The organism is Pseudoneobacillus rhizolycopersici (genome assembly GCF_054786815.1).
Map to the genome: position 1 here is coordinate 1 of NZ_JBTOOE010000196.1, position 247 is coordinate 247.

1 protein-coding gene is annotated in these 247 nt (G+C 58.3%); it reads left to right on the forward strand.

All coding sequences use genetic code 11. The features are described 5' to 3' along the window. A partial coding sequence (locus ACX9YW_RS23405; protein ID WP_460351179.1) for a hypothetical protein occupies nt 1–247 on the forward strand: 247 nt, incomplete at both ends.

Below are 247 nucleotides of genomic sequence, written 5' to 3' on the forward strand. Positions count from 1 at the left end.
ATGGTGACCTCAAGCAGGTACTGGTGCCGATGATCGCGGCGCAGGAAAATGCAAAACTGGCCGTGCCTTCCAACCCACAGGATTGGCTGGCAGACAGAAAGGCGCGACTCACGATCGCTCTTAAGCGGCTGGCCCGGGCTGCCCGTAACGGCACTATTCCACACGGTAGCATAGAAGATGGAACGTTGCGGATCGACAGGTTGACAGCAGACGTGCCGGATGGTGCCGAGGCACTCATACTGGATCT